Source organism: Leptothrix toolikensis (SeqCode) (assembly GCF_057922285.1).
In genome coordinates this window covers 1-24334 of record NZ_JBYSVC010000037.1, presented here as the reverse complement: position 1 = coordinate 24334, position 24334 = coordinate 1, and the positions used below count along the sequence as shown (strand labels likewise).

At 61.0% G+C, this 24334-nt stretch carries 19 protein-coding genes, 2 tRNA genes and 1 rRNA gene; 10 read left to right on the top strand and 12 right to left on the bottom strand.

The window, feature by feature from the left end; all coding sequences use genetic code 11:
* The 7 genes from AC3VI7_RS07330 to hemC all read right to left on the bottom strand — a co-directional run.
* A 16S ribosomal RNA gene (locus tag AC3VI7_RS07330) occupies positions 1-747 on the bottom strand; the annotation flags it as partial.
* A gap of 239 nt (positions 748-986) precedes the next feature.
* On the bottom strand, positions 987-1643 hold the full coding sequence (locus tag AC3VI7_RS07325; RefSeq protein WP_489667866.1) for a YecA/YgfB family protein: 657 nt from the start codon (positions 1641-1643) through the stop codon (positions 987-989).
* Between the two features lie 376 nt (positions 1644-2019).
* Positions 2020-2096, bottom strand: a tRNA-Arg gene (locus AC3VI7_RS07320).
* A gap of 35 nt (positions 2097-2131) precedes the next feature.
* Entirely contained in the window at positions 2132-3376 is a 1245-nt protein-coding gene (locus tag AC3VI7_RS07315; protein ID WP_489667865.1) for a heme biosynthesis HemY N-terminal domain-containing protein, read from the bottom strand.
* Positions 3377-3403: 27 nt separating this feature from the next.
* On the bottom strand, positions 3404-4492 hold the full coding sequence (locus AC3VI7_RS07310; RefSeq protein WP_489667864.1) for a uroporphyrinogen-III C-methyltransferase: 1089 nt from the start codon (positions 4490-4492) through the stop codon (positions 3404-3406).
* Between the two features lie 167 nt (positions 4493-4659).
* The gene (locus tag AC3VI7_RS07305) at positions 4660-5505 is read right to left on the bottom strand and encodes a uroporphyrinogen-III synthase (protein ID WP_489667863.1); all 846 of its coding nucleotides are present in this window, start codon (positions 5503-5505) and stop codon (positions 4660-4662) included.
* Between the two features lie 16 nt (positions 5506-5521).
* A complete protein-coding gene (gene hemC / locus AC3VI7_RS07300) occupies positions 5522-6505 on the bottom strand; it encodes a hydroxymethylbilane synthase (RefSeq protein WP_489667862.1) in 984 nt (327 codons plus the stop codon).
* A gap of 66 nt (positions 6506-6571) precedes the next feature.
* On the opposite strand from hemC, the gene ppc reads away from it, so the two are divergent.
* The 3 genes from ppc to AC3VI7_RS07285 all read left to right on the top strand — a co-directional run bounded on the left by ppc (position 6572) and on the right by AC3VI7_RS07285 (position 13007).
* Complete coding sequence (ppc, locus tag AC3VI7_RS07295; protein ID WP_489667861.1) at positions 6572-9412, top strand: phosphoenolpyruvate carboxylase; 2841 nt, start codon at positions 6572-6574, stop codon at positions 9410-9412.
* Between the two features lie 87 nt (positions 9413-9499).
* Positions 9500-12187: a PAS domain S-box protein gene (locus AC3VI7_RS07290; protein WP_489671309.1), complete on the top strand. Its 2688-nt coding sequence runs from the start codon at positions 9500-9502 to the stop codon at positions 12185-12187.
* 1 nt (position 12188) lies between these two features.
* Positions 12189-13007, top strand: a complete 819-nt coding sequence (locus AC3VI7_RS07285) for a TIGR00266 family protein (RefSeq protein ID WP_489667859.1) — start codon at positions 12189-12191, stop codon at positions 13005-13007.
* Positions 13008-13034: 27 nt separating this feature from the next.
* On the opposite strand, the gene AC3VI7_RS07280 is transcribed toward AC3VI7_RS07285, so the two are convergent.
* The 3 genes from AC3VI7_RS07280 to AC3VI7_RS07270 form a co-directional block, all read right to left on the bottom strand.
* Positions 13035-13469 (bottom strand): universal stress protein, encoded by a 435-nt coding sequence (locus tag AC3VI7_RS07280; protein WP_489667858.1) that lies wholly within the window; start codon positions 13467-13469, stop codon positions 13035-13037.
* A gap of 89 nt (positions 13470-13558) precedes the next feature.
* Positions 13559-14446, bottom strand: coding sequence for a sulfurtransferase (locus tag AC3VI7_RS07275; RefSeq protein ID WP_489671308.1), 888 nt, complete (start codon positions 14444-14446; stop codon positions 13559-13561).
* 3 nt (positions 14447-14449) lie between these two features.
* Complete coding sequence (locus AC3VI7_RS07270) at positions 14450-15562, bottom strand: aromatic ring-hydroxylating oxygenase subunit alpha (protein ID WP_489667856.1); 1113 nt, start codon at positions 15560-15562, stop codon at positions 14450-14452.
* Positions 15563-15728: 166 nt separating this feature from the next.
* Between AC3VI7_RS07270 and xseB the strand changes: the two genes are divergently transcribed.
* Genes xseB through acuI form a run of 5 tightly spaced genes read left to right on the top strand, consistent with a single transcriptional unit; the run spans position 15729 to position 20651 of the window.
* Positions 15729-15968, top strand: a complete 240-nt coding sequence (gene xseB / locus AC3VI7_RS07265; RefSeq protein WP_489667875.1) for an exodeoxyribonuclease VII small subunit — start codon at positions 15729-15731, stop codon at positions 15966-15968.
* Positions 15965-16882, top strand: a complete 918-nt coding sequence (locus AC3VI7_RS07260) for a polyprenyl synthetase family protein (protein ID WP_489667855.1) — start codon at positions 15965-15967, stop codon at positions 16880-16882. Before xseB ends, AC3VI7_RS07260 begins: the two co-directional genes overlap by 4 nt.
* Before the next feature lie 37 nt (positions 16883-16919).
* Positions 16920-18833, top strand: coding sequence for a 1-deoxy-D-xylulose-5-phosphate synthase (dxs, locus tag AC3VI7_RS07255; protein WP_489667874.1), 1914 nt, complete (start codon positions 16920-16922; stop codon positions 18831-18833).
* 11 nt (positions 18834-18844) lie between these two features.
* Positions 18845-19630, top strand: a complete 786-nt coding sequence (gene folE2, locus AC3VI7_RS07250) for a GTP cyclohydrolase FolE2 (RefSeq protein WP_489667854.1) — start codon at positions 18845-18847, stop codon at positions 19628-19630.
* 37 nt (positions 19631-19667) lie between these two features.
* The gene (acuI, locus tag AC3VI7_RS07245; RefSeq protein WP_489667853.1) at positions 19668-20651 is read left to right on the top strand and encodes an acrylyl-CoA reductase (NADPH); all 984 of its coding nucleotides are present in this window, start codon (positions 19668-19670) and stop codon (positions 20649-20651) included.
* Positions 20652-20698: 47 nt separating this feature from the next.
* On the opposite strand, the gene AC3VI7_RS07240 is transcribed toward acuI, so the two are convergent.
* Both AC3VI7_RS07240 and hrcA read right to left on the bottom strand, forming a co-directional pair.
* Positions 20699-20775 (bottom strand) — tRNA-Ile (locus AC3VI7_RS07240).
* Between the two features lie 49 nt (positions 20776-20824).
* The gene (gene hrcA / locus AC3VI7_RS07235; RefSeq protein WP_489667852.1) at positions 20825-21859 is read right to left on the bottom strand and encodes a heat-inducible transcriptional repressor HrcA; all 1035 of its coding nucleotides are present in this window, start codon (positions 21857-21859) and stop codon (positions 20825-20827) included.
* A gap of 93 nt (positions 21860-21952) precedes the next feature.
* On the opposite strand from hrcA, the gene AC3VI7_RS07230 reads away from it, so the two are divergent.
* Complete coding sequence (locus tag AC3VI7_RS07230; protein ID WP_489667851.1) at positions 21953-22849, top strand: NAD kinase; 897 nt, start codon at positions 21953-21955, stop codon at positions 22847-22849.
* Positions 22849-24334: DNA repair protein RecN (gene recN / locus AC3VI7_RS07225; RefSeq protein ID WP_489671441.1), on the top strand; the 1486-nt coding region annotated here is incomplete at its 3' end. The genes AC3VI7_RS07230 and recN, both read left to right, overlap by 1 nt.

Below are 24334 nucleotides of genomic sequence, written 5' to 3'. Positions count from 1 at the left end.
AGCGTCAGTACAGGTCCAGGGGATTGCCTTCGCCATCGGTGTTCCTCCGCATATCTACGCATTTCACTGCTACACGCGGAATTCCATCCCCCTCTACCGTACTCTAGCTATACAGTCACAAATGCAGTTCCCAGGTTGAGCCCGGGGATTTCACATCTGTCTTGTATAACCGCCTGCGCACGCTTTACGCCCAGTAATTCCGATTAACGCTCGCACCCTACGTATTACCGCGGCTGCTGGCACGTAGTTAGCCGGTGCTTATTCTTCAGGTACCGTCATCCCCCCGAGGTATTAGCTCAAAGGATTTCTTCCCTGACAAAAGCAGTTTACAACCCGAAGGCCTTCTTCCTGCACGCGGCATGGCTGGATCAGACTTTCGTCCATTGTCCAAAATTCCCCACTGCTGCCTCCCGTAGGAGTCTGGGCCGTGTCTCAGTCCCAGTGTGGCTGGTCGTCCTCTCAGACCAGCTACAGATCGTCGCCTTGGTAGGCTTTTACCCCACCAACAAGCTAATCTGATATCGGCCGCTCCAATCGCGCGAGGCCCTTGCGAGTCCCCCGCTTTCATCCACAGATCACATGCGGTATTAGCGTAGCTTTCGCTACGTTATCCCCCACGACTGGGCACGTTCCGATACATTACTCACCCGTTCGCCACTCTCAAGGGTTGCCCCTCTACCGTTCGACTTGCATGTGTAAGGCATGCCGCCAGCGTTCAATCTGAGCCAGGATCAAACTCTTCAGTTTAATCTCTGTAAAAAACTCAACTCAACGGAATTGAAGTGATTTCACTTCCGTGAGCATCTTTCGCAACTTTTACGTTGCATAATTCGAAGCACTCGCTTCTCGATGCCCACACTTATCGGCTGCAAATTTTTAAAGAACTTCTCGCTTCCTGCGAGTCGCTAATCAGTCAGTGATCAGCAGAGAAACGAGATTTTGCCTGTAAACGTAATCCCTGTCAAGGGTGTGGGTATTAAAGACTTTTATTGAACTTGGCGGCTTAGCTGCGCAATCGCAACAACCGTCTCCACCAAGTCCTCAATCGCCTCATCCAAGGTAGCAAGGGGATGCTCTTGGTCCAGCGCCTTGGTGCATGCCATTTCGTCTTCGGTTTGCTCGGGAAGATGTCGCAGCAAGCAAGCCATCAAATCCGGCAAATCCGGCGCACGCAGATCATCAAGCCCAGGGAATAAATCCAGCGCATGCTCGAATCCCAGCACCCAGCCAGCCAAAGCTTCTTGGATCACAGCCTTACCGCGAACCATCGGTATGCCTCGCTCATTCACAGGAGCCGAGACGATGGGGCTAAACCATCCACCCTCCTGCGATAGCGCGGCGTCGATCACACCCCACCGACGCTGCACCAACTCAGCGATACGGGGCGCACCCGACGTCTTCCAACCAGGATGCGACGGATCGAACACAGGCGCATCAGACTCCCCGAAATTCCAATCCAATACCGCAGGCAACCACTGATGGAGCGCCACCGGGTGCGGCTGCGACAAAACACCGCATAAGAATCCATCCAGGGAAACGATGTCCAAAGGCTCCAAGTACGACGGCAAGGAGGCCAACCAATCCTCTAGCTCCGTCAGCTCAGCCTCAGTCAAATCACCACGACCCCGCACATCCAAACTCATCACGTCTCTCCTGCGCCACACGATGCCACCATCAGATCACAAACCAGACAGCTTTTGACGACGCCCATAAAAAAGCCACCTGCGGCGGCAGGTGGCTAAAGACGATAGAAAAATCGCCATTGTCTAGATCGAACCGAAACCGCGCAGACTCTCTTACTTATGATCCGCGTAAGCATCGACCCAACCAGAACAAAAATTTCAGTGATCGCTCCGTGTGACAGCAATGGCTCAACTTTACAAAAAAGCCCGACACGTAGACATCCCCATTTCGGTGGAGAAGATGCATCAAAACGCAACGAAACGAAAGCGATTACTTCCGTCGATACGAAATCGCCATGAAAAAAGCCAGCAATTTTATAATTGCTGGCTTTTTATTTGGTGCGGCTGGCAGGATTCGAACCCACGACCCCTTGGTTCGTAGCCAAGTACTCTATCCAACTGAGCTACAGCCGCTGAAGTCCATGACTATACCACAAAGAAATTGGTTGTCACGAAAATTTAATAGCTTCACTCAAACAAGCTTTAGCGCGATCCGAATCGCCTTCTCGCTCAGCAAGCCCGCCCAAGGCGCGCCACGCCTTCATACGGGTTCGCGCATCAGCCTTGGATGAACTTGCCGAGAACTCAAGCAGCCGACGAGCACGCCCCCATAGTTGACGCTCGATCAAAGCCTCTCCGGCTGCATACGCCACAAAAGGATCCTGTGGGCAAGCATCAACAGCAGCTTCCAAAACACCCAGCCATTCGACAGGTAAGCCATCAAGCACGGACACCAACGCTTGGACCAAAGCAACGCGCTCAAGCTCACCGTAGCTTGAGCACTGCTCCCAGTGGGGTTTGAGCCAGGCACGTGCGTCCGCTGCATGACCAAAGCTCGCAGCACGCTCGACGGCTCTTGCTGCAACCACAGGATCCCGTCGATCTACGGGCTCTAGTTGGCCCCAGACACGCTGAACTTGATCGAAATCGCGCCCCACGTCGATCGCCTCTATCGCCAATGACCGCAATAAACCCTGTGCAGCCAGCGGTGCAAAGCCTTGATGCTTCGCCAACAAGCGCGCTGTACGCAGCGCCTCCAAGGGCTCCCGAGCCAAGCGGGCCGCCTGCAAACGCAAACGCAATGCCTGAGTTCGCCGCCCCACCCCAGGGGACAGTGCGCCCAGCTCCTGCATGGCACGGGACGCATCACGATCATCCAAGGCCCATTCAACAGCCAAGAGGTGCGCCCCCTCTGAAATACTGGTCGTACCTTGCGACGATCGCATCATGACCAACGCACGTACGCGCTCAATCGCAGCATCGCGTCGGGAGCGATCCTGCAAACGATGCAGGCTATGCGCGACCAACAACTGCATCAAGGCCAAGGATTCCACATCGCCAGATAACTCGGGCGTTGCTTCGTGCAGGCTGATCGCCCGCCGTGCAGAACGATACGCACGCGTGTAGCGAGCCGCAAAGAAATACGCCAAAGACTCCCGCAAGGCGGCTTGAGCTGCCGACTCACGGCGGGAGCTTCGCCATGCCTGCGCACGCTGAGGCAATTCAACCAACGTGGTGGAGGCACGAATCACCGTAAAACCCAACACCACCAAAGCCAGAAACAGCACCAAAGCCAAGTTCAAGCCCAATTCAATGCGATACGGGGCCCAATAAATAGACACCAAGCCATCATTGAGCCCAAAAGTCTCGGCTGAAATGGCGGCCAAAACGAATAACAGCAAGAGCCAAATCACACCTCGCACAGCGCTGCCTCTTTGTGGTCAACGACCGGCCGTCGCAGCCGCAATGGCCGCAAAAGTCGCTTCTGGTTTGGGCACACCCACTTGCCGACTCTGACCCGCCACCTGCTTAAGCGACTCGACCACAACTTGTGTGCGTCGTGAGCCAAGATCGAAATAGCGGCCCAACGATTGAACCGCTTGGGTCAGATCGGAATGGGCCACGTCGAGCTGACGTGACAAAAGAGCCAACCGCGCATTCATGATGCGCAGCTTGAGGTTTTCCCTTAAAAAATATCCCTGCTCAGGGGCAACCAACATGGCCTCTGGATGATCAATGCGCGTCACACGAATCAAGCTTTTCATATCGCTCCAAACTTGAGCAACCATCACTCGGCCCTCCAAAAAGGCTCGCCCCAGGCCCGAAGCATCTTCGGGCTGGGATGCAGCGGCTGTCACAGGCTCGACCGAAGCCCCGCCCTCGACGTGCGGTCGAGCATCGAGCTGATTCAACAAGGGCAACTCATCGATCAGGCGTACCACTTCATCAAGGCGGATCAAGAGCGTGCCTACATCAGCCACACCCACACTGCGAATACGATCAAGATCCGCTGCGACCGCTCGGCGCACCCGCTCCAATCGGGGTTGATTGACCCGCGTCAACCGCTCATCAGCCGTACGCAAAGCCGCCACAAGCGGCTCAGCACTGCCCGTGATGGCCGTTTGCTGTAGCGCCACACGCAGCGCCGCATCCACGTCGGTCAGCATGTTTTCATCTCTGGAGCGCGCTAACGACTGCATCAGCTCCTCGACCTGCGAGCGCTGCAAAGCCACTTCGGCCAATCGGTTTTCGAGCAACGACACCTTGGCCGCCGAGTCGCGTGTCTGATCTTGGGCTTGACGCGCAAGCAAGCGCGCCTCACCCGCTTGATCAGCACTGGTTTGTTGACGCCGAACCAATTCCTGCTCAAGCGACAAAAAACGGTCCTTCAAAGACCATGTACCCCAAAAAGCCACCGCACTCACGACAGCACACAACACAAGCAACGCAAGGATCCAAGCGTTGAATTTTCCGGATGCCAAAGCCTGTGCCGCTGCACTTTTAGGGGAAGAGGGGCCGGAGGACATCATGGGACGCATCTCCAAGGGTGAAGATGATCCCGCTGGAGCGGAAGGCAACCGATCCGGCGAGTGCGACGAAGCACCGCCAATGGCAGGACGGGTCGGCTCGAAAGCAGGTCGATCGAGCGATGGGGTCTCGGGAAGCCCCGAGTCACGACGAGAAGAGGGTGTTTCGTTCACGGAGCAATGGGAGGGGAAGAGGCTGCCGCAGGTGCGCGATTGTATCGGTCAAGCAGCGAATCTCGATAAGACTGCAAGGCATGGGCAATACGCAGCGGATCAGGGGGTACAAAGAGCACCGTTTGGAATCCGAGATCCCTTGCGGTGCGAGCAATGCGCTCATGGGTCGCCACCACAACCATGGCACCCACCCTGAAGGCATCGGCCCGCTGCATCAAGTGATGAATCGCCTCGGAGCTACTGAACAGCCAAGCGTGACCGGCGGGATCGGCTTCGATCTGAGCCAAAAGCGCCAGCTCCTGGGGACACCATTCGGGACCGAGGCGTTGATAGGCACACAAAGCTTGAACTTCGGCACCGTGCCGGCCCAGCTGATCGGCCAACCAATCGCGCCCCTCCTCGCCACGCACAATCAGCACAGACTGATGGTGCCAATCCAGCGATGCCAACGCTTGAGACCAAAGTGTTTCGGCATCAAATTGGGGGGACTGGGGCGATGGGGCGACGATCAACGACTCCGGCACGCCATGGGCGCGCAAGGCGGCCACTGTGCCCATGCCCGTAGCCGCCGCCCATGTCGTGGTTGGCCAAGGCAAGCCATCGGGCCGGGCAAGGAAAAAACGGGCCACGGCACTCGGACTGACAAACATCACCAAGCGTTGCTGCGCCAAGGCCACCCAAGCCTGTGCCACACGATGAGCATGCGTCGGGTCGCTTTCGATCCGTAGCAACGGCAGCGCCAGCGCCGACTGTTGCAAAGCCAGCAAGCGCGCCACCCACTCATCCGCTTGAGGTTGAGGCCGGGTCACCACCAAGCGCAGAGACCGACCCGTGGGCAGCATGATGGAAGACTCAGGCTTACGCCGTCGCCGACGGCAAGGCCGCCAGCAGGGCTTCGCCGCCTTGGCTGCGCAGTTGCGCCACCACCGCCAGACCCAACGCTTCGGCCTGCGCGGTCGTGGTCACAGCAGCACGAGCCATCGCCGTGACCAGCGGCACGGTGGCATCACCCGGATGCCCCAGCAGTGCATCAAGCTGAAGCTCGTCACCGTCCCAGCGCGCATGCGCAGCCAAAGGCATGCTGCAACTGCCACCCAAAGCGCGCGAAACCGCCCGCTCAGCATGCACAGATAACCATGTGGGTTGATGCGTCAAGCTGCCCAAGGCGCGGCCGATCTCATGGGCGTCTTGGCGGATTTCCAGACCCAGCGCGCCTTGCCCTGCGGCGGGCAGCATCTCATCAAGTTCTAGACAACTGCGGATGCGCTGACCCAAGCCGAGCCGCTTTAAGCCCGCAGCAGCCAAGATGATGGCGTCGTACTGATCTTCATCGAGCTTGCGCAGCCGCGTATCAAGATTGCCGCGCAGCGGCTGCACATCCAAGTCCGGCCGACGTGCTTTGAGTTGCACCACCCGGCGCAAGCTCGACGTGCCCACACGCGCCCCTTGGGGCAAGTCCGCCAAGGTGGCATAACGGTTCGAGACGAAGGCGTCACGCGGATCTTCCCGCTCCAGCACCGTGGCGAGTACAAAGCCTTCCGGCAGTTCCATCGGCACATCCTTGAGGGAATGCACCGCCAAGTGCGCGCGCCCTTCTTCGAGCGCCACCTCCAGCTCCTTGACAAACAGCCCCTTGCCGCCAACTTTGGACAAAGCGCGATCAAGGATCTGGTCACCGCGTGTCGTCATGCCCAGCAAGTCCACCGTCCAGCTGAATCGAGCGGCCAGCAAGTCGCGGACATGCTCGGCTTGCCAGAGAGCCAAACGGCTTTCACGGGTAGCGATGGTGCAAGAAAGAGGGTGAGAGAGGGTGTGAGTGCTCATGACGCTATTGTCCCGCATGTCACCTCACGATCTCGGCTTGAGCGAATGGTAGGATGTGATCAGAAACAAAGTTACCAACTTTTCATGTTCGAGGTTTCAATGCCACGCGCCACAAGCACGCCACCGATCCCCACCGAAACCTTGCACGACGCGCTTGATGCGAGCGCGAAGAGTGCTCGTGCGGTCGAGAAAAATCGCCCCTTGGTCGAAGACATCCGGCTACTCGGTCGTTTGTTGGGCGACGTGATCCGCGAACAAGAGGGCCAAGCCGCCTTCGAGCTGATTGAGCGGGTGCGCCAGCTTTCGGTGGCCTACCGTCTCAAGCGCGACTCCAACGCCGGCAAGGCTTTGGACCGCCTGCTCAAGAACCTGACCGGCGATCAGACCGTCAGCGTGATCCGCGCCTTCAGCTATTTCTCGCATCTGGCCAACATCGCCGAAGACCGCCACCATGTGCGTCGGCGCGAACACCACGAGCGCCAAGGCCACCTGCACGAAGGCTCGCTGACCATGAGCTTTGAGCGCTTGGCCCAAGCCAACATCCATGCCGACCAGATCGTGCAAACCTTGGAGCGGGCCTACATTTCACCCGTGCTGACCGCGCATCCGACCGAAGTGCAGCGCAAGAGCATTCTGGATGCCGAACGCGCTGTGGCTGAGCTGATCGGCCGACGCGACCACTTGGCATCGGCGGCAGATCGCCGCGATAACGAGGAATTTCTGCGCGCCCGCATCACCCAGCTGTGGCAAACGCGCATGCTGCGCTACACCAAGCTCACGGTGTCGGACGAGATCGAAAACGCCCTGAGCTACTACCCCGCCACTTTCCTGACCCAGCTACCCCGGCTGTATCGCGAAATTGAACAAGCTTTGGGGGGGCATGCGATTCCAACGTTCTTGCGCATGGGCCATTGGATTGGTGGTGACCGTGACGGCAACCCCAATGTCACCGCCGAGACCTTAAAGCGCGCGCTCTCACGTCAGTCGGAGACGGCGCTGCGTTATTACCTCACCGAAGCGCATGCCCTTGGCGCGGAGTTGTCGGTCTCGCAAATGCTGGCCCCGGTCACACCCGCCATGCAGGCCTTGGCGGCCCAATCGCCAGATCACAACGCTCACCGCGAAGACGAGCCCTACCGTCGTGCCTTGATCGGTATCTACGCGCGCTTGGCCGCGACCTTGCTTGAGTTGACCGGCACCGAGGCACTGCGTCATGCCGTGGCCCCCCAAAGCCCGTACCCCAACGCAGAAAGTTTCTTGGCCGATCTGCGCACGATCGAGGCCTCGCTCAAGCATCACCACGCGCAAGCCATGGTCGTGCCGCGCTTGGCCCCGTTGATGCGGGCCGTGCAAGTATTCGGCTTCCACCTCGCCACGGTCGATTTGCGCCAAAGCTCGGACCAGCATGAGGCCGTGGTCGCTGAGCTGCTGCGCGCCGCCAAGGTCGAAGCAGACTACAGCGCCTTGGACGAAACGGATCGCCGCACCCTGCTGCTGCGCTTGCTCAACGACGCCCGACCCTTGCGCCTGATCGCTGGCGAGTACTCGGAACACACCCGCAGCGAGCTGGCCATCTTCGAGACCGCCCGTTTGATGCTGGAGCGCTATGGCCGCTTTGCCATCCGGCACTACATCATTTCGCACACCGAGACCGTGAGCGACTTGCTCGAAGTGCTGCTGCTGCAAAAGGAAGTGGGCCTGATGCGCGGTACCTTGGCCGAGGAGGCGGTGGCCGATCTGATCGTGGTGCCGCTGTTCGAGACCATCGGCGACTTGCGCAACGCCGCACCCATCATGCGTGAGTACTACGCCTTGCCCGGCATCGCTGCGCTGATGGCGCGCTCGGGCAACGAACAAGATGTGATGCTGGGCTACAGCGACAGCAACAAGGACGGCGGCTTCTTCACCAGCAACTGGGAGCTGTACCGTGCCGAGATCGAACTGGTGGAGCTTTTCGACGCTCTGCGACGCCAGAACGGCTTGATCCTGCGACTCTTCCACGGCCGAGGCGGCACCGTCGGTCGGGGCGGTGGCCCGAGCTACGACGCGATCCTGGCCCAACCGCCCGGCACTGTGAATGGGCAGATCCGCCTGACTGAGCAAGGCGAGATCATCGCCTCCAAGTACGCCCACCCCGAAATCGGCCGACGCAACCTCGAAACGCTGGTGGCGGCCACGCTCGAAGCCACGTTGTTGCACCCCACACAAAGTGCCCCAGCCGCGTTCTTGGCCACCGCCGATGCCTTGTCCGAAGCCAGCATGAAGGCCTACCGCAAGATCGTCTATGAAACGGACGGTTTCACCGACTACTTCTTTGCGGCCACGCCGATCCGAGAAATCGCTGGCCTCAACATCGGCTCACGCCCGGCGTCGCGCAAGGCCACCCGCGCCATCGAAGATCTGCGCGCCATTCCTTGGGGCTTCAGTTGGGGCCAGTGCCGTATTGCCTTGCCGGGCTGGTGCGGTTTTGGCTCAGCAGTGGCATCCCTCCTCAGCGCCGACGCCAGCAAGCTGGCCCTGTTGCAGCAGATGTATCGCGATTGGCCGTTCTTCCGCACGTTGATGTCGAATTTGGACATGGTGCTGGCCAAGACCGATCTGGCCATCGCCGCCCGTTACGTGGAGTTGGTCGAAGACCGCGAACTGGGCGAGACCATTTTTGGTGCCATTCAAACGGAGTGGAATCTCACCCAAGATGCGCTGCGGCTGATCACCGGCGATGCGCAGCGCCTAGCGACCAACCCCAGCTTGGCGCGCTCTATCGAGCACCGTTTCCCGTATCTGGACCCGCTGAATCACTTGCAAGTCGAGTTGTTGCGCCGCTTCCGCCTGCGCCACGAAGGGGACGCCGGGATGGAACGCATCCAACGCGGCATTCATCTGTCAATCAACGGCATTGCTGCCGGATTACGCAACACGGGTTGATCCGTGCATGCCTTGCAGCCACAACAGGGCCACCCTTGGACGGACAATCCGGCATCGCTGGCATGATCCGGCCGGAAAGGAACTGTTGTGAGCTGGAATTTGCGTCCCCCTTCTGCTGCGGATCATCTTAAAAAGGGGCTGCGAAGCCTCTGGAGTTCGCTGCGTCACCATCCTCCTGCTGCGTGGGTCACGCTGGTGATCTCCTTGGTGCTGACTTGGGCGGGCTGGTATGTGACCAACCAATTCATCCAGCACCGGGCCTCGGATCGCTACGCCTTTCAGGTCAAGGACGTGGTGGGGGCGATCCAGCAGCGCATGCAGACCTACGAGTCGATGCTGCGAGGTGGAGCGGGTCTCTTCAGCGCCAGTGAAGTGGTAAGCCGACGTGAATGGCAGACCTACGTACAAGCCTTGCAAGTGGATCAACGCTTCCCGGGCATCGTGGGCTTCGGCTACATCGAACGCATGACCCCCGAGCAATTGGCGGCGCACCTTGACCAGATCCGCGCCGAAGGCCAAACGGACTACGCGATCCGTCCCCAAGGCCAGCGCGACATCTACTCGCCGGCAATCTATCTCGAACCACGCAACGAGGCCAACCAACGCGCTATCGGGCTGGATTTTTACGCTCAACCCGCTTTGCGCAATGCCATGGACCGGGCCCGTGACACCGGTATGCCGGCACTGTCACGCTTGGTCAGTCTGGACCACGTTGGGAGCCATGACCTCCTCAAAGAGCGGCGCTTGTTCATGTTTTTGCCGATCTATCGCAAGAACGCCCCCCTCCAAACCGCTGAAGAACGACAAAAAGCGCTCGAAGGCTGGGTCTACAGCGCCATGCACAGCCAAGACTTGTTACGCGACATCTTGGGGGCCAGCAATGCGGAGATCGACGTAGAGGTCTTCGACGGTGCCGAAATGCGCCGAGACACCATGCTCTATCACGACTTGGGCGAAGAAGAGCCCCATTTGGGTCGAACCGATTACGCACCCGATTTCAGCCAAACCACCCGGCTCGACTTTGGCGGCGAGAGCTGGTCGCTGTTCATCCATACCCAACCCGGCTACATCGCTGCCAGCGATACCGGCCAGCCCATCATCGTGGCCATCGGCGGTTTGGCGCTGGATGCTTTGCTCTTTTTGATGATCGGCATCATGGCGGATCGGCATCAACAAGCGCACCGCATCGCCAGCGCCATGACGGAGGGCTTGCAACAAAGCGAGATCCGGCTGCGCGCCATCCTCGACAACTTCCCCTTCATGGTTTGGCTCAAGGATGAGGAAGGTCGCCTGCTGGCGGTGAATGATCCTTATGCCCATGCCTGTGGTCGCCCAGACATCTCCAGCGTGGTGGGCATGAGCGAAGTGGATTTGTGGCCGAAGGACATCGCCCAAGCCCACGAGGAACAAGCCCAGCTGGCCATGCAAGACCGCTTGGAGCACATCACCATTGGCCGCATCACCCGCGCAGGCCAAGAGCGCTGGATGGAGGTGCATTGCGCCCCTTGGTGTACCAACAGTGGCGCGGTGCTTGGCACCGTGGGCTACACGCTGGATATCTCCGAGCAAAAACAAGCCGAACAGTCTTTGCGCGCCAGCGAGCGCCGCTTCCGGCAAATCTTTGAGCAAGCAGCAGTCGGCACCGTTCTGATTGCGCCCGATGCGGGTGAGATCCTCGACGCCAACGTGCGCTTTGCCGAGTTCTGTGGCCACAGCCGCTCACAACTCTTGGGCATGCCCTTGCAAGATTTGCTGGAACTCGGGTCGGACGATTCGGTGGCCGCTTGGATTGGTCGGCTCTGGCAACCCGGTGAGAACAACCACACCCACGAGGTGACGTTGCGCCATCACGATGGGCACACGGTCTGGGCGGTGGTGGGCATGGTTGCTTTGCGTGACGACAACCTCCCCCTGCCCCTGATGGTGATGTCGGTGATCGACATCACGGCGCATAAGCAGGCCGAACACGCCTTGCAAGACAGCAAAGAATTGCTCAATCTGGCTTTGCTGGGCAGCACCGATGGCCTCTGGCGCTACGAGATCGGCCCGAACACCTTGGCGCTGTCACCGCGCTACAAGGCCTTGCTGGGTTACAGCGAGCAGGAGTTGGAGGGGCTGGATGCCTGCACCTTCATCCAGCAGGCCCACCCGGAAGATCGTCCACGCATGCAAGCCCTCTGGACGACGTGCCATCAGGGCGAAACCGTCCACCACGAAACCACCCTGCGCCTGCTGCACAAAGATGGGCACGACATCCCGGTCTTGTTGCGTCTGTTTGTGGGGCGCGATGATCAAAACCAGCCGCTACGCGTCGTCGGCACCTGCATTGATCTGAGCGAGCGTCTGCCCCTCTTGTGTGACTGGCCCGCAGCAACGCAAGCCAGCCCGGCCGCCGCCCCGCGACCGATCCTCTGGGTGGTGGAGCCTGATGACGTCCTGCGTGAGACCTTGGGCCAAACACTCAGCCGTCAAGGCTACGTGGTCCGGTCGTTCGATCAGGCTTTGTCGGCCTTGGCAGCGATGGACCATGACACCGGCCCCAAACCGCAGCACTTGCTGGTGGCCCAACAGCTCAACGCCGAACTCTCCGGGCTGGAGTTGGCCATGGCGATGCGCAATCGCCAACCCGATTTGCGCATCGTGCTCACGCTCGAAGCCCAAGGTCCGGCCATCCACACCGAGCTGGCCCACAACCAAGGTGTGCAACAGATCTTGCACAAACCCTTCGACGCCACCACGTGGCTGCACGCACTACTCACCGATCAAGGAGTTTGAGATGGGCATGGACGTGATCGACTACGACATTCGTGGCTCGGAAATGCAATTTGTCGAGATTGAGCTCGACCCCGGCGAGGCCGCCGTAGGTGAGGCCGGCAGCATGATGTTCATGGATGCCGGCATCACCATGGACGCTGTTTTTGGGGATGGCTCAGCCCAGCAAGGCGGTTTTTTCGGCAAGTTGCTCGGTGCGGGCAAACGGCTGCTGACGGGTGAATCACTCTTCACCACCGTCTACACCAACCAAGCCGGAGCCAAACAGCGGGTCGCCTTTGCAGCGCCCTTCCCCGGCAAGATCATGCCCATGGACTTGCGCCAGCTGGGGGGGATGCTGATCTGTCAAAAAGACTCGTTCCTTTGCGCTGCGCGCGGCGTCTCGATCGGCATCGCTTTTCAGCAAAAAATGGGTGTGGGCTTCTTCGGTGGCGAAGGCTTCATCATGCAAAAGCTCGAAGGCGATGGCTTGGCCTTTGTCCACGCGGGCGGCACCGTGGTGCGCCGCGAGTTGCAAGCGGGTCAGTCGCTGTTGGTCGATACCGGCTGCTTGGTCGCGCATACGCCCGACGTGAACTTCGAGATCCAGTACGTCGGCAAGATCAAGACCGCGCTGTTTGGTGGCGAAGGCTTGTTCTTGGCGCGCCTGAGCGGGCCCGGGCAAGTCTGGTTGCAGAGCTTGCCCTTCTCACGCTTGGCCTCACGCGTTTTCGCTGCCGCACCGCAGCGAGGGGGCTCCCGCGAAGAAGGCTCGCTGCTGGGTGGCTTGGCCACCGGCAGTGCGCTCAGTGGCTTGTTTGGCTCCAGCGACAGCGAGGATTGAGCGCGGGGGGGCGTCGCGTCGTGCGGCTCAGCGCACCACCAGCACCGGCGTGGTGGTGTGCGTAAGAACTTTCTGAGTTTCGCTGCCCAGCAGCAGCCCGGCTAAGCCCCGTCGGCCATGCGAGGCCATCACGATCAGGTCACAGGACCGTGCGCCGGCTTGCTCCAAGATGGCTTCCCAAGGGTGAAGAGACTCCACTTTGATCGCCGTACAGGGCACGCCCACCGCTGCACAGGCAGCCTCGACATGTTGCAAATGCTGGGTCGCAAAACGCTCCTGCGCGTCGTAGAACTCTTGCGGCGGCATGGGCTGCATTTCGGTGATGGCGCTGTAGGGGAACGGCTCCTTCACCGCCAAGGTAAAAATTTCAGCCCCTTGGGTCCGTGCCAAATCAACGACCGTGGCCAAAGCCTTGGCGGTGATGTCTGAGCCGTCAGTGGGAAATAAGATCCGCTTGAACATATCGTCCGATCCTTGGAGTGATGCAGGGCTTGAAAGTATCACGCAAGCTAGGCGACGCAAGCACCCTAAGCTGTGAGCAGATCACCGGATCAGTATCGGATTGACACGGCGCAAGTACGCACGGGCCGTGTCGGATCGGCACACCACTCGCTCCACGAGCCCGGATACAAGGCGGTATCGCCAAACCCGGCCACTGCCATGGCCAGTAAGTTGTGGCAGGCCGTGACCCCCGAACCGCACTGATGCACCACCGGCAACCGTAAATCACCCGTACGCGCCCAGAGAGAATCAAAAGCAGACTTCAGTTGGCCGGCGGACAAAAAACAGCCATCTGGGCCCAAATTGTCCTGAAAAGGTCGATTCAGCGCCCCTGGGATGTGCCCAGCCACCGGATCGAGCGGCTCAATATCACCACGAAACCGTGCTGGCGCACGCGCATCAATCAACGTGTGTTGATGCAAACCAGCTTGCACGGCGTCGGCATCCAAGGTCGGCATGCCCGGTTCGGCTGACAAAACATAGCTGTGGCAGCTCGCTGCATCAGGGACGGCGCTTATGCCACGCTCCAGCGCATAACCCACGGCCTCCCACGCGGGCAATCCGCCGTCGAGCAAAGCCACGGCGCGGTGGCCCAGCCAACGCAACATCCACCAAGCGCGTGCCGCAAACATGCCACCTTGGCGGTCGTAAACCACCACAGGCGTATCAGCCTGAAGGTTCAGCGCGCCGACCGTGGCGGCAAAAGCTTCACGGGTCGGCAAGGGATGACGACCATTGCGGCCCGTTTTGGCGGCACTGAGATCACGCTCAAGGTGCCAATAAACAGCACCCGGCAGGTGAGTCGCCCGGTAGGCGGCTTCGCCCGCTGTGACATCAGCCAAGTCGAAACTGACATCGATGAGCACCACGCGCCCCAACCATGCCGACAACATGTCGGCACCGATCAAGGGGGTGGGGAAGACATCTTGTCGGCTCATGGTTCAAACCTCGCACATCACACGCCGGTACCACTCATGGAAGTGCTGCATGCCATCTTCCATGGGGCTTTGATAGGGTCCAACCTCGTTATCACCGCGCTGCATCAGCGCCTTACGGCCCTGATCCATGCGCTCGCCGATCTCATCGTCTTCGATGCAGGTTTCCATGTAGGCCGCTTGCTGAGCCGCCATGTACTCGGGCTCGAAGGCGACGATTTCTTCGGGGTAATAAAACTCGACCACGTTCAAGGTCTTGTCCGGCCCTTGGGGGTAGAGGTTGGACACCACCAACACGTTCGGGTACCACTCGACCATCAAGGTCGGGTAATAGGTCAGCCAGATCGCGCCTGAGCGGGGGGCTTGGCCCCCTTGATAACTGCGCACCTGCTGCTGCCAGCGCTCGTAAACCTTCGAGCCGGAGCGGCTTAAGGCCTCACCGCCCGTGGAGGCGATGCCCACGGTCTGGACCGAATAGTCTTCGCCCATCTCCCAGCGCAGATCGTCGCACGTGACGAACTGCCCCAAACCGGGGTGGAACGGCACCACGTGGTAGTCCTCAAGGTAGACCTCGATGAAGGTCTTCCAGTTGTAGTTGCACTGGTGCATCTCGGCGCGGTGGAAGACGTAGCCGCTGAAATCAAGCTCCGCCTGCGGGCCGAGCTTGGCGAGATCAGCGTGGATGTCGCGGCCGTTGTCCTCGAAAATCAGCCCGTTCCACGTCTTGACCGGATACGAGCGCAGGTGCAGGCATGGATCGGTCTCGAAGTGCGGCGCACCGCGCAACTTGCCATCCAAACCGTAGGTCCAGCGATGCAGCGGGCAGACCACTTGGCTGCCCGTTTGCCCACGCCCACGCAACATGACCGCTTGGCGGTGGCGACAGACGTTGGACATCAGACGAATCCCATCGGCGGTTCGCACCAAGACACGCCCGTCGCCTTCTTGCGACAGCACGTGGTAGTCCCCTACGTCAGGAATCATCAGTTCGTGCCCCACATAGCGGGGAGCAGACTGAAAGATGCGATGCATCTCCATCTCGTAGCGGGCCGTGTCGAAGTAGCTGGACACGGGCAATTGGGTGCGACTCGGCTGGAGCGAGATGCTCAGGTCGGACATGATCCCCAGAAATCTCCAAAGAACGGGATGGGAAAATGGGCAAACGCCCAAGATGGGACCGGGATTGTAGCGATCTGGCTGCAAGACTCTTGTTTCAAGTCAAATGCGTTCCATGTGTTGCGAACGGTGCCACCCCACTACAATGGCCCGTTTTGTTTTCCTCGTCATGCCCAAGAGCGCACCGCCCAAACCCTCGCCGCCCATCAGTTATGAAGCCGCATTGACTGAGCTTGAGCAACTGGTTCAGGGCCTCGAAAATACCCAGCTTCCCCTTGAAGGCATGCTGAAAAGCTATCAGCGCGGGACCGAATTACTCGTTGCCTGCCGCGATCAGCTTGCAGCCGTGACCCAACAAGTCAAGGTGCTGGAAGACGGTCAACTCAAACCTTGGATCGACGCCCCATGAAGCGTGAAGCCTTCAAAGCGTGGATGAGCGCCGAACTGGCTGCCGTCGAAGCGACGCTGGATATGTTGGTACCGGCCGATGCGCCGGCTGGACTGGGCCAAGCCATGCGCTATGGCGTCTTGGATGGCGGCAAGCGGCTGCGGCCCTTGTTGGTGCTGGCCGCCGCGCGCGCCGTGGGGGCCACTGACGGCCCGGCCCGCCAAGCCGCGCTGCGGGCCGCCTGCGCGGTGGAACTCATCCACGCCTACTCCCTGATCCACGACGACATGCCCTGCATGGACAACGACGTGCTGCGCCGGGGCAAACCCACGGTGCATGTCCAGTTCGGTCAAGCCCAAGCCATGTTGGCCGGCGATGCCATGCAAGCCTTGGCCTTCGAAGTCCTGACCCCGGACATCCAGACCACGCTGATCCCGGCCAGCCTGCAAGCGCGCCTATGCGGGCTGCTAGCTAGGGCCGGTGGCCAACAAGGCATGGCGGGTGGGCAAGCGATTGATTTGGCCAGCGTGGGCCAAGCGCTCAACGAGCAACAGCTGCAAGACATGCACCAGCGCAAGACCGGGGCCTTGCTGCAAGCCAGCGTGATGATGGGTGCCGCCTGCGGTGAGCCCTCAAGCGACGTCACGCAAGCCCTGAGCAACTACGGAGCCGCCCTCGGGTTGGCGTTCCAAGTGGTCGATGACATCTTGGATGTGACGCAAGCCTCGGACAAACTCGGCAAGACCGCTGGCAAGGACCGCTTCCAAAACAAACCCACTTACGTTTCGATCTTGGGGCTCGATGGCGCCACGGAACGAGCCCGGGCGCTGCATCGTCAAGCCTTGGAAGCCCTCCAAGTGCTTGAGACCCAAGGCCTGCCTGACATCCACGCGCTCGCCCTCTTGGCCGACCGCGTTGTCGAACGCGAGTCCTGAACCGACTTGCTCTGATGGATCCGAAATGCCTGTCGCGATGACCGCTCCTGCGCTGCTCTCCCGTATCAACGCCCCCGCCGACCTGCGCAAGCTCTCGCGTGCCGAACTCAAACAAGTCGCCCAAGAATTGCGCGACTTCGTGGTGCAAAGCGTTTCGCAGACCGGCGGACATTTATCGTCCAATCTCGGCACTGTCGAGCTGACCATCGCGCTGCATCACGTCTTCAACACCCCGGACGACCGGTTGGTGTGGGACGTGGGCCATCAGACCTACCCGCATAAGATCTTGACCGGCCGGCGCGACCGCATGCACACGCTGCGCCAGCAAGGTGGGCTGTCGGGCTTTCCGAAGCGCGACGAGAGCGAGTACGACACCTTCGGCACCGCGCACTCTTCCACCTCCATCTCGGCGGCGCTGGGCATGGCTTTGGCCTCGCAGATCAAAGGCGAAGAACGGCACTGCGTGGCCATCATCGGCGACGGGGCCATGACCGCCGGCATGGCCTTCGAGGCCCTGAACAACGCCGGCATGCCGCACGACGGCAAAGTGCCCAACTTGCTGGTGGTGCTCAACGACAACGACATGTCGATCAGCCCGCCGGTGGGCGCGCTCAACAAATACTTGGCGCGGCTGATGAGCGGCAAGTTCTACGCTGCCGCCCGCGAAGGGGCCAAGAACGTGCTTAAAAACGCCCCGCCGCTGTTTGAGCTGGCGCGGCGCTTCGAGGAACACGCCAAAGGCATGGTCGTGCCCGGCACCATCTTTGAAGAATTCGGCTTCAACTACGTTGGCCCCATCGACGGCCACGATCTGGACGCGCTGATCCCGACGCTGGAAAACCTGCGCGACAAACGCGGCGCGCAGTTCCTGCACGTGGTCACCAAAAAAGGCCGGGGCTACAAACTGGCCGAGGCCGACCCCATCGCCTACCACGGCCCCGGCAAGTTCGACCCGGCGCGCGGCCTGCAAAAACCCGCCACCCCGCCCAAGACCACCTTCACCCAAGTGTTCGGTCAATGGCTGTGCGACATGGCCGAAGCCGACAAGCGCTTGGTGGCCATCACACCGGCCATGCGCGAGGGCTCGGGCATGGTCGAGTTCCATCAGCGCTTCCCCGAGCGTTACTTCGACGTCGGTATCGCCGAGCAGCACGCCGTGACCTTGGCCGGCGGCTTGGCCTGCGAAGGCATCAAGCCGGTGGTAGCGATCTATTCGACCTTTTTGCAGCGCGGCTACGACCAGCTCATTCACGACGTGGCCTTGCAAAACCTGCCGGTGCTGTTTGCCATCGATCGCGCTGGCATCGTCGGTGCCGATGGCGCCACACACATGGGCGCGTTTGACATTGCCTTCATGCGCTGCATCCCCAACCTCGCCCTCTTGGCCCCGGCCGACGAGGCCGAGACCCGCCGCGCCCTCACCACCGGCTTTCGCCGTGACGAGCCCGTGGCGGTGCGCTACCCACGCGGCGCTGGAGCCGGCATTGCCCCCGCGCAAGCGCTCGACGAGCTGCCTTGGGGTCGGGGTGAAATCCGCCGCCAAAGCAGTCGCCTCAACCACCCCGCCGACCCGACCCAGCCGCGCATCGCCCTGCTGGCCTTTGGTCCGCTGCTCTATCCGGCCTTGCACGCCGCAGAAAAGCTCGACGCCAGCGTGGCCAACATGCGCTTCATCAAGCCGCTCGATACCGCTTTGCTGCTCGAACTGGCCCTCAGTCACGACGCCTTGGTCACCCTTGAAGAAGGCTGCATCACCGGCGGGGCCGGCAGCGCTGTGCTCGAAGCCCTGCAACAAGCCGGGGTCACGATCCCGGTGCTCACCCTCGGCTTGCCAGATGCCTTCGTCGATCACGGCGACCCGGCTTATCTGGCTGCCCATCATGGCTTTGATGCCGCAGGGATTGAAAAGGCTGTTCGGACACGCTTTGGCACGCTCTTGGCTTCCGTATAAAACTTGTGCCCATGCATACCCCTTCCATCCCGGATACCCAAAGCGAACGCGACTCACGTCATCTCGTCATCCAACGTGTGGGCGTGCGTGCCCTGCGCTATCCCTTGCAAGTCAAGGTGGGCTCGCACGTGAGCACCAGCGTGGCCACGTGGACGCTTGATGTCGCCTTACCGGCCGAACAAAAAGGCACCCACATGTCGCGCTTTGTGGCGTGGCTGGAAGCGCTGGACACCGAGCAGCGCTTGCTGAGCGCCGAGACTTGGCGCGCTGAACTGAGCGACATGCTGGAGCGCCTGCATGCCACCGACGGCACGATCGAGGCCCGCTTTCCCTTCTTCATCCGCAAGCACGCGCCGGTCTCAGGCGTGACCAGCTTGCTCGACTACCAAGGCGGCTGGATCGCCGAAACCCGCGACAGCCGCACGACGATCTGGGCTGAGGCGGTGGTGCCAGTCAAAAGCCTGTGCCCGTGCTCGAAGGAAATCTCCGACTACGGGGCGCACAACCAGCGCTCCAACATCAGCCTGAAACTCGAACTGCTGGCCCCGATCGGCTGGGACGAGATCGTGCGCTTTGCCGAGCAAAGTGCCTCCAGCGAGATCTGGGGCATGCTCAAACGCCCCGATGAAAAGTGGGTCACCGAGCGCGCCTACGAAAACCCCAAATTCGTCGAAGATCTCGTGCGCGACGTCGCCCTGCGCCTCAACGCCGACCCGCGCATCGGCCGCTACAGCGTGGACGTCGAAAACTTCGAATCCATCCACAACCACTCGGCCTGGGCACGGATTGAGCGTTAGATGCCGGGCTAAGTTCGCCATCACCGGAGACGGCACCATGTTCAAAGGCATCCTGATCGAAAAAGATGAAGCGGGCTATCGCGCCGCCGTACATGACATCGACCCAGCGGCCTTGCCCGCAGGCGATGTCACCGTCCAAGTGGCGTACTCCACCTTGAACTACAAGGACGGGCTGGCGATCAGCGGCAAGTCGCCGGTGGTGCGACGCTTTCCGATGGTGCCGGGCATCGACTTGGCCGGCAGCGTGATCGAGAGCAGCCATCCCGATGTCAAGGTGGGTGACGCAGTGGTGCTGAACGGCTGGGGCGTGGGTGAAAGCCATTGGGGCGGTTTGGCGCAACGGGCGCGCCTCAACGGCGACTGGCTGGTGCCGCTGCCTGCCGCCTTCAGTCCGGCGCAGGCCATGGCCATCGGCACGGCAGGCTACACCGCGATGCTGTGCGTGCTGGCGCTGGAACGGCACTGCCTCACGCCAGACCGAGGCCCCGTCATCGTCACCGGCGCAGCCGGCGGCGTGGGCAGCGTGGCCGTGGCCGTGCTGGCCAAGCTGGGTTACCGCGTCACAGCGGTCACAGGCCGGCCCCAAGAAGCGGATTACTTGCGTCAACTCGGTGCCACCGAGGTGCTGGCGCGCACGGACTTCAGCAACCCCGGCAAACCGCTGGCCAAAGAACGCTGGGCTGGGGCCGTTGATACGGTCGGCAGCCACACCTTGGCCAACGTCTGCGCGCAGATGAATTACCGGGGCATCGTCACCGCTTGCGGCCTGGCCGGTGGCATGGATCTGCCAGCCAGCGTGGCCCCTTTCATCCTGCGCGGTGTGACCTTGGCCGGGATCGACAGCGTGATGTGCCCCCGCCCTGAGCGCCTACAGGCTTGGCAACGCCTCGCCACCGATCTCGACCTGACCAAGCTCAGCCTGATCACCCACGAAATCAGCTTGGCTGAAGCCATCTCCACCGCCACCGCCTTGCTCGCCGGCCAAGTGCGCGGCCGGGTGGTGGTGGATGTGAATCGGTGAGCTGACTAGGTCAACGAGACCGACGCTTCCTACACGCATAGCGGGAGTGGTAGGCCGTGTTGGACTTGAACCAACGACCAAAGGATTATGAGTCCTCTGCTCTAACCAACTGAGCTAACGGCCCCCTGTCGAGTCGGCGCGCATTGTAGACGCTGCGCGCCCACGCAGAACCTCTACTTGGGCTGACTCAAGGCGTTGCCCACCAAACGGGCGGTGATGTCCACGATCTGGATCATGCGGTCGTAGGCCATGCGGGTGGGGCCGATGACACCCAGGGTACCGACGAGCTGGCCATCGACCACATAGGGGGCCGAAACCACTGAAAGCTCCTCGATGGGGATGACGCCGCTTTCCCCGCCGATGTAGATGCGTACCCCTTCAGCACGACAGGAACCATCGAGCAGGCGCATCAGGAGCGTTTTTTGCTCGAACAGGTCGAACATCTTGCGCAGCGAGCCCATGTCGGCCCCGAAATCCTGCATGCCCAGCAAGTTGCGCTCGCCTGCGATCACCACCTGCTCGGACTCAGCTGTACTGGCCGCGTCGCTGCCAAACTGCACCGCCGCTTGCATAAGGGTGGTGATCTCGCTGCGCAGATGCTCGGTTTCGTTGTGCAGCAACTCACGCACGGCCTCGATGGTGCGGCCGCTGTAGTGGCTGTTGAGAAAGTTGCTGGCTTCGGTGAGCTGACTCGGGGTGTAGTCCTGCGCGGTATGCAGCACCCGGTTTTGCACATCACCATCGCTGGCCACCAAGATGAGCAGAATACGGCGCTCACCCAGACGCAAGAACTCGATCTGATGAAAGATGGCGCTATGCCGTGGTGAGGTCACCACGCCCACAAAATGGGACAAATTGGAAAGCAAATGCGCCGCATTGGCGATCACCCGCCGGGGCTGATCCGGTTGAAGTTGCTCACGCAAGGTGCCCAAACGATGGACTTCATCGTCTATCCGAGGACCGGAGGTGGTGAGCATGGTGTCCACAAACAATCGGTACCCCCGGGGCGTGGGCACCCTTCCCGCCGAGGTGTGCGGGCTGACGATCAAGCCCAGATCTTCTAGATCGGACATGACGTTACGAATGGTGGCTGGAGAGAGCTCCAACCCAGCAGCTTTGGACAGGGTGCGTGAACCGACGGGCAGGCCGTCAGCGATGTAGCGCTCAACCAGGGTCTTGAGCAGAATTTTGGCGCGTTGATCCAACATGGAAATCATTGTAGGTGGCCCATTCAGGCGCTTTAAGGCGCTTGTTTCTTTGCGTCACGCTCAAGGCTGGGCGCTGTGGTGTAATTTCCGCCCATGGTGAGTCGCTTTCGTCATGCCGCACTGGTCGGCAAGTATCAGGCGCACGGCATGCGACCGTTGCTCGAAGACATTGCCCATTTGCTGTCACGCAAAGGGTTGGATGTCTCGATCGAGGCCCGTACCGCGCTGGCCACAGGCATCACCGAATATCCTTCGCTGACCGTGCCGGAGTTGGGCCGTGACTGCGATCTGGTGGTCGTGGTGGGCGGTGACGGCACGATGCTGGGCATTGCGCGTGAACTCGCACCCTTTCATGTGCCGGTCGTCGGGGTCAACCAAGGTCGCTTGGGTTTCATCACCGATGTGCCCATCAGCTCCTTGCAAGAGGCGCTGTGCGCCATCGTCGCCGGTGACTACGAGGAAGAACATCGCGCCGTTCTTGACGGCCAAGTGATCCGCAGTGGCAACGTGATCCTCTCGGCCACCGCCATGAACGATGTGGTCGTGCGGTGCAGCGGCACCGGCATGATTGAGCTGAGCGTGAGTGTGGACGATCAGTTCGTCACCAACTTCCGCGCCGACGGGTTGATCTTGGCCTCGCCCACCGGCTCGACCGCCTACGCGCTTTCGGCGGGTGGACCGATCGTGCATCCGGGCATTGCCGGCTTGGTGCTGGTGCCCATCGCCCCGCACACCCTGTCCAACCGCACCATCGTGCTGCCCGACTCAGGCCGCATCAGCATCGAGATCGTGGCCGGGCGTGAGATGAGCGCCAACTTCGATATGCAGTCGATCGCTAACTTGGTTTTGCAAGACCAAGTGATCGTGCGTCGCTCGACTCACCGCGTACGTTTTCTGCATCCACGCGGCTGGAGCTACTACGCCACTTTGCGCCGCAAGTTGCACTGGAACGAAGGCGGCGTGCAAGTCCCCGGACCCGGAGGTTTCTGATGCTGCAACGGCTGGTGCTGCGCGATTTCGTCATCGTCGAAAGCCTAGAAGTCGAGTTTGCCGCCGGCTTTTCCGTCCTGACGGGCGAGACCGGCGCGGGCAAGTCGATCTTGATTGACGCCTTGCAACTGGTGCTGGGCGGACGCGGTGACGCCGGCTTGGTGCGCGAGGGCTGTGCCCGGGCTGAAATCAGCGCCGAGTTCGATCACCTACCTGGCGCACTGGTGCAACGCCTCGAAGAAGCAGGCTTTGACGCCACGGAGCCGCTGCTGTTGCGCCGTAGCGTCGATGCTCAAGGCAAGAGCCGCGCTTGGATCGCGGGCAGCCCGGCCACGCTCGCGCAACTGAAAGAGCTGGGCGAAGACTTGGTCGATATCCACGGCCAACACGCTTGGCAAAGCCTGACCCGGCTCGCCTCGGTGCGCGCCCTCCTTGACGCCTTTGCCGGGATCGACAACGCCGTGCTCACCCAAGCTTGGGCCACGTGGAAAGAAGCCCGTCGTCAACTCGATGCGGCGCGCACCCGCGCGGTCGATCTGGAGCGCGAGCGCGAACGGCTGGCATGGCAAATCAGCGAGCTCGACAAGCTCGCCCCAGCCGAACACGCTTGGGAAGCACTCAACGCCGATCATCAACGCTTGGCCCACGCGCAGGCCATTCTGGACGGCGTCCACAGCGCGCTCGAATCACTCAGCGAGGCCGACACCAATGCCAGCCGCCAGATCGACCAAGCGCTGCATGCTTTGAATCCCTTGGCCCAGCATGACCCGATGCTGGCCAACGCCCTCACCGTTTTGCAAGAAGCCCAAGCCCAGTTGGTGGACGTGGTACGCAGCCTGCACAGCACCCAGCGACATACCGATTTGGACCCCGAACGCTTGGGTGAGCTCGATGCCCGCATGGCCGCGTGGATGAGCTTGGCGCGACGCTATCGCCGCCAACCGCAGGATCTCGCCGCCACCCTGGAGACATGGCGCATCGAACTCACCGCCTTGGACGCTGCCACCGATCTGGATGCTTTGACCGCCGCGACACAACAAGCCGAAGCGGCCTTTCGCCAAGCCGCCGAACAAGTCTCCCAAGCCCGCCAAGAGCACGCCCCGCGCTTGGCTCAAAGCGTCACACAGATCATGCAAAGCCTTGGCATGGCCGGGGGGCGTTTCGAGATCGCGCTAGAACCACTCACCGAGCCGCAAAGTCACGGCTTAGAGAGCGTCGAATTCCAAGTCGCGGGTCACGCCGGCAGCACCCCCAGAGCCATCACCAAGGTAGCCTCCGGCGGCGAGCTGTCACGCATCGCCTTGGCCTTGGCCGTGACCACGCGGCAAAGCAGTTGGGTCGATACCTTGATCTTCGACGAGGTCGATGCGGGGATCGGCGGCACGGTGGCCGAAACGGTGGGGCGGCTGATGCAGCGCTTGGGTCAAGCTCATCAAGTCCTCGCCATCACCCACCTAGCGCAGGTGGCGGCCTGTGCGCACCAGC

What these genes read in the sequence shown, in the direction of transcription:
- AC3VI7_RS07325 (WP_489667866.1), bottom strand. Translation starts at nt 1,643, where the DNA reads ATGAGTTTGGATGTGCGGGGTCGTGGTGATTTGACTGAGGCTGAGCTG.
- AC3VI7_RS07280 (WP_489667858.1), bottom strand. Translation starts at nt 13,469, where the DNA reads ATGTTCAAGCGGATCTTATTTCCCACTGACGGCTCAGACATCACCGCC.
- hrcA (WP_489667852.1), bottom strand. Translation starts at nt 21,859, where the DNA reads ATGTTGGATCAACGCGCCAAAATTCTGCTCAAGACCCTGGTTGAGCGC.
- xseB (WP_489667875.1), top strand. Translation starts at nt 15,729, where the DNA reads ATGCCCAAGAGCGCACCGCCCAAACCCTCGCCGCCCATCAGTTATGAA.
- hemC (WP_489667862.1), bottom strand. Translation starts at nt 6,505, where the DNA reads ATGCGGGACAATAGCGTCATGAGCACTCACACCCTCTCTCACCCTCTT.
- dxs (WP_489667874.1), top strand. Translation starts at nt 16,920, where the DNA reads ATGACCGCTCCTGCGCTGCTCTCCCGTATCAACGCCCCCGCCGACCTG.
- AC3VI7_RS07275 (WP_489671308.1), bottom strand. Translation starts at nt 14,446, where the DNA reads ATGAGCCGACAAGATGTCTTCCCCACCCCCTTGATCGGTGCCGACATG.
- acuI (WP_489667853.1), top strand. Translation starts at nt 19,668, where the DNA reads ATGTTCAAAGGCATCCTGATCGAAAAAGATGAAGCGGGCTATCGCGCC.
- AC3VI7_RS07270 (WP_489667856.1), bottom strand. Translation starts at nt 15,562, where the DNA reads ATGTCCGACCTGAGCATCTCGCTCCAGCCGAGTCGCACCCAATTGCCC.
- ppc (WP_489667861.1), top strand. Translation starts at nt 6,572, where the DNA reads ATGTTCGAGGTTTCAATGCCACGCGCCACAAGCACGCCACCGATCCCC.
- AC3VI7_RS07305 (WP_489667863.1), bottom strand. Translation starts at nt 5,505, where the DNA reads ATGCTGCCCACGGGTCGGTCTCTGCGCTTGGTGGTGACCCGGCCTCAA.
- folE2 (WP_489667854.1), top strand. Translation starts at nt 18,845, where the DNA reads ATGCATACCCCTTCCATCCCGGATACCCAAAGCGAACGCGACTCACGT.
- AC3VI7_RS07285 (WP_489667859.1), top strand. Translation starts at nt 12,189, where the DNA reads ATGGGCATGGACGTGATCGACTACGACATTCGTGGCTCGGAAATGCAA.
- AC3VI7_RS07260 (WP_489667855.1), top strand. Translation starts at nt 15,965, where the DNA reads ATGAAGCGTGAAGCCTTCAAAGCGTGGATGAGCGCCGAACTGGCTGCC.
- AC3VI7_RS07310 (WP_489667864.1), bottom strand. Translation starts at nt 4,492, where the DNA reads ATGATGTCCTCCGGCCCCTCTTCCCCTAAAAGTGCAGCGGCACAGGCT.
- AC3VI7_RS07230 (WP_489667851.1), top strand. Translation starts at nt 21,953, where the DNA reads ATGGTGAGTCGCTTTCGTCATGCCGCACTGGTCGGCAAGTATCAGGCG.